Consider the following 5,098-nt stretch of genomic DNA (forward strand, 5'->3'; position numbering starts at 1 on the left):
TGGCGAGGCGCTGCCGGCCGAGGCGCAGAACGCGGTGTTCGAGCGGCTGCCGCAGGCGGCGCTGCACAACCTCTACGGCCCGACCGAGGCGGCCATCGACGTCACCCACTGGAGCTGCCGCAACGACGGGCAGAGCCAGGTGCCGATCGGCCGGCCGCTCGCCGGCATCCGCACCCAGGTGCTCGACGCGGCGCTGAATGCCGTGCCGCCGGGAGTGGCGGGCGAGCTGTACCTGGGCGGCATCGGCCTGGGGCGCGGCTATCTGGGCCGCGCGGGCCTGACCGCCGAGCGCTTCGTGGCCGACCCGTTCGACCCGGAGGGCGGACGGCTGTACCGCACCGGCGACCTCGTGCGCTGGAATGCGGAAGGGCAATTGGAGTACCTGGGGCGCCTCGACCAACAGGTGAAGATTCGCGGCCTGCGCATCGAACTGGGCGAGGTGGAGGCGCAGCTGCTGGCCCAGCCCGAGGTGCGCGAGGCGGTGGTGGTGGCCCAGGAGGGGCCGGGCGGGGCACGGCTGGTGGGCTACGTGTCGGGGCAGGATCTCGACGGCGCGATGCTGCGCGAGCGGCTGGCCCGGGTGCTGCCGGACTACATGGTGCCGGGCGCCCTGGTGGTGCTGGATGCGTTGCCGCTGAACGCCAACGGCAAGGTGGACCGCAAGGCGCTGCCCGAGCCCGATTTCACAAACGACCGGACCTACGAGGCGCCGCAGGGGGAGGTCGAACAAGCCTTGGCGGCGATCTGGGCCGAGGTGCTGGGCGTGGAACGCGTGGGACGCCAGGACAACTTCTTCGAGCTGGGCGGGCATTCCCTGCTGGCGTTGAGGTTGCTGGAGCGCATTCGCGGGCAGGGCTGGGCGGTACAGGTGCGCACCCTTTTCGAGCAGCCCCGGCTCGCCGCCTTTGCGCAAGCGCTCATGCAGGGCAGCGAGCGGCGCGAGGTGGTCGTGCCCCCCAACGGTATCCCCGCGGGCTGCGAGGCGATCCGGCCCGAGATGCTCACCCTGATCGAGCTCAGTGCCGAGCAGATCGGCCGCATAGAAGCCGCGGTGCCGGGCGGCGCCGCCAATATCCAGGACATCTACCCGTTGGCGCCGTTGCAGGAAGGCATTCTCTTCCACCACCTGCTGCAGAGCCGGGGGGATGCCTATGTCACCCCGCACCTGCTGAGCTTCGACAGCGAGGAGCGCCTGAGGCGTTTCATCGACAGCTTCGACCAGGTGATCGCCCGCCACGACATCCTGCGCACAGCGGTGCTCTGGGAAGGGCTCAAGGAACCGGTGCAGGTCGTCCACAGGCAGGCGCCGTTACCGCTCGAATGGTTGGAGGAAGACGGCGAATCCGTGGCGGAAAGTGCGGCGGATCGCCTCAACGCCCACGTCCATCCCAGCCACTATCGCATCGACGTGCGCCAGGCGCCGATGATCCGGGCGGCGGCCATGCACGATGCCGCACAAGGACGCTGGCTGCTGCAATTGCCCAGCCATCACCTGGTGCTGGACCACACCACGCTGGAGCTGATCGTCGAAGAGATCGCGCTGATCCAGCAGGGCCGCCAGGACGAACTGCCCGAGCCGGTACCGTTCCGGCGCTTCGTCGCCCAGGCCCGCCTGGGGGTGAGCCCGGCCGAGCACGAAGCCTTCTTCTCGAAGCTGCTGGGCGACGTGGAGGAGCCGACGGCACCGTTCGGTCTGCTGGACGTGCAAGGTGACGGGACCGCAGTCGAGGAGGTTCGGCTGCCGCTGGCCGCGGAGCTGGCAATGGATGTAAGGCGCCAGGCCCAGCGCCATGGGGTGACTGCCGCCACGCTCTTCCATCTGGCCTGGGCCCTGGTGCTGGCCAGGACCACGGGCAAGGACGATGTGGTGTTCGGCACGGTGCTGTTCGGGCGGATGCAAGGCGGTGAGGGCGCCGAACGGGCGCTGGGCCTGTTCATCAACACGCTGCCGATCCGCATCCGACTGGGCGCGCGAAACGTCGAGCAGTGCCTGCGGGAAACCCATGCGACGCTGACCGGGCTGTTGCATCACGAGCACGCCAGCCTGTCGTTGGCGCAGCGTTGCAGCGCCGTGCCGGGGGGGACACCGCTGTTCTCGGCCCTGCTCAACTATCGTTACAGCCCACGGGCCGAGGAAGAGGGGGCGCATGTCTGGGAGGGCATGGAAGCGCTCGGCGGCGAGGAGCGCACCAACTATCCGCTGGGCATCTCCGTGGATGACCTGGGCGAAGGCTTCGAGCTGGTGGCGCAGGTGACGAGGTCGGTGGGCGCGCAGCGCCTGTGCGACTACATGCGGGCGGCGATCGAGGGGCTGGTCGAGGCCCTGGCCGGGCGGCCCGGGCAGCTTGCATGCGAACTGCAAGTGATGAGCGGGCAGGAGCGGCAGCAGCTGCGCCAGTGGGGCGAGAATGAGCAGCGCTACCCGGACGCCGAGCCGGTGCACCGGCTGTTCGAGCGCCAGGCACAGGAGCGTCCGCAGGCCACGGCGCTGGTCTTCGGCGACGAAGCGCTGAGCTACGCCGAGCTGAACCGCCGGGCCAACCGCCTGGCGCACCGGCTGATCGAGCTGGGCGTCGCGCCCGAAACGCGGGTGGGGATCTTCGTCGAGCGCTCGGTCGAGATGATCGTGGGACTGTTGGCCATCCTCAAGGCCGGCGGGGCCTATGTGCCGCTGGACCCGGATTATCCCGACGAGCGCCTGGCCTGGATGGTCGAGGACAGCGGCATCGGCCTGCTGCTGACGCAAAGCCATCTCACCGGACGCATTCCCGGTCAGGCGCCGACCACGCTGGAGCTGGACAGCCTTGACCTCGACGGCGCGCCCGAATACGACCCGCAGGTTGCGCTGCACGGGGACAACCTAGCCTATGTGATCTACACCTCGGGCTCCACGGGGCGGCCCAAGGGGGTGGTAGTCAGTCATGGACCTTTCAGTATGCACTGCCAGGAAACAGCAGCCTTGTATGAGATGGGGCCACAGTCTACAGAACTGCACTTCCTCTCGTTTTCGTTCGATGGTGCGCACGAGAGATTGCTCACGGCTTTGAGCTGCGGAGCTTCACTGGTGTTACGTGATGCCGCCTTATGGACAGTAGAACAAACCTTGGTGGCCTTGCGGGTTCACGGCGTAACCAATGCCGGTTTCCCTCCTGTCTATCTCCAGGAGCTGGCTCATTGTGCGCGCGAGCACGGTATCCGTCCGCCGGTGCGTTTGTATTCATTTGGTGGTGAAGCTATGCCGCAGGAGGGTTTCAAGGCCGTTTGCCGTCACCTGAAGCCTGAGATCCTGATCAACGGGTATGGGCCGACTGAGGCCGTGGTCACACCAGTCCTATGGAAGGCAGAAAATGCAACCAGCTTCAAGGCTGGGTATGCGCCAATTGGCAGGCCCGTCGGAGATCGTAAGGCGATAGTGCTCGATAGCGAGCTGAATCCAATGCCCCGGGGGGTGGCAGGCGAGCTGTACCTAGGCGGTGCCGGCTTGGCGCGTGGCTACTTGAACCGGGTCAGGCTGACCGCCGAGCGCTTCGTGGCCGATCCGTTCGACGAGAAAGGTGGGCGGCTCTATCGCACCGGCGATCTGGTGCGCTGGAACGCGGAAGGGCAACTGGAGTACGTGGGGCGCATCGACCACCAGGTGAAGATGCGCGGTTTCCGCATCGAGCTGGGCGAGATCGAGGCGCAACTGCTGGCCCAGCCGGAAGTGCGCGAGGCGGTGGTGGTGGCCCAGGAGGGACCAGGTGGGGCGAGATTGGTGGGCTACGTATCGGTGCAGGCTGAGCAGGTTCCCGACGGCGGCGCGCTGCGTGAGCGGCTGGGCCGTATATTGCCGGACTACATGGTGCCGAGCGTGGTGGTGGTGCTGAAGGCTTTACCTCTTAACGCTAACGGCAAGATCGACAGGAAGGCACTGCCCGAGCCCGAGCTTGCGTACAGCCAAGACTACGAACCGCCGCAAGGGGAAATGGAGGAAGCCCTGGCGGCGATCTGGGCCGAGGTGCTGGGCGTGGAGCGGGTGGGGCGGCACGACAACTTCTTCGAGCTGGGCGGGCATTCGCTGGCGGCAGTGCGGGTAGCGGCTCGTGTTCAAAGTGTGATGCATAAGCAGTTGGTTGTCGGGGATGTCTTCCGGCTTCCGGCGCTGGCGGATATGGCCTTGCTTATTGCCGAACAAGCCCAAAAGGACTCCGCGGAGCAGGCGCTTTCGGAGATCGACTCCTTTATTGACAGCTTGGAGAGCGCCTAAATTATGGAAAACGCAATTACTCACCGTGTTGCAGAACGTTTTTCTCAATTGACTATCGAACAGCGCCGAGCGGTCTATCTGAAGATTCGATCCGAGGGGCTGACTATCGGTCAATTTCCCGTTCTGGTTCGCGATAGGTCCGTCTGGAGTCGGTGCCCGCTCTCCTATGCCCAGATACGCCAATGGTTCCTGTGGCAACTGGAGCCTGGAAGCACGGCATACCACATCGCGGGAGCGCTCCGCCTCAAGGGGCGATTGGATGTACAGGCGCTGCGCGCGAGCTTCGAGGCGTTGGTCGCCCGCCATGAAGCATTGCGCACGGTGTTCCGAACCACTGCCGAGGGAGGGGGCGAACAGGTCATTCGGGAGCACGCCGAGATCGGGATTGCGCTGGTCGATCTCGGCGGGATCGCTGCCGGCGAGCGCGAGACTCGCCTGGCCGAAGAGGTGCGGCGCCTGCAGGGCGAACCGTTCGATCTGACGAATGGCCCGCTGCTGCGGGTGGGCCTGATCCGCGAGGGGACGGATGCGCACGTGCTGGTGGTGGCAATGCACCATATCGTGTCGGACGGCTGGTCGATGCAGGTGATCGTGGACGAGTTCGTGGCGCAGTACCGGGCACGGCTGCAAGGCGGGGAGGCGAGCTTGCCGCCCCTGCCGATCCAGTACGCCGACTATGCCCTGTGGCAGAGGAACTGGCTGGAGGCAGGCGAGAAGGATCGGCAACTCGAATACTGGAAGGCGCAACTGGGCGAAATGCACCCGGTGCTGCAACTGCCGACGGACCGCCCGAGGCGGGCCGACGGCCAGTACCGAGCCGCTCGGCACCGCCTGGAACTGCCGGCCGAGCTG

The 5,098-nt window shown here is 66.5% G+C and carries 2 protein-coding genes; both read left to right on the forward strand.

The features are described 5' to 3' along the window. On the forward strand, positions 1-4,246 hold a 4,246-nt coding region (locus tag ACYVD0_RS23075; RefSeq protein ID WP_460428962.1), incomplete at its 5' end, for an amino acid adenylation domain-containing protein. 3 nt (positions 4,247-4,249) lie between these two features. Then, the coding region (locus ACYVD0_RS23080) for a condensation domain-containing protein (RefSeq protein ID WP_460428963.1) at positions 4,250-5,098 on the forward strand (849 nt) is incomplete at its 3' end.

The sequence above is a fragment of the Azotobacter armeniacus genome (assembly GCF_054779355.1).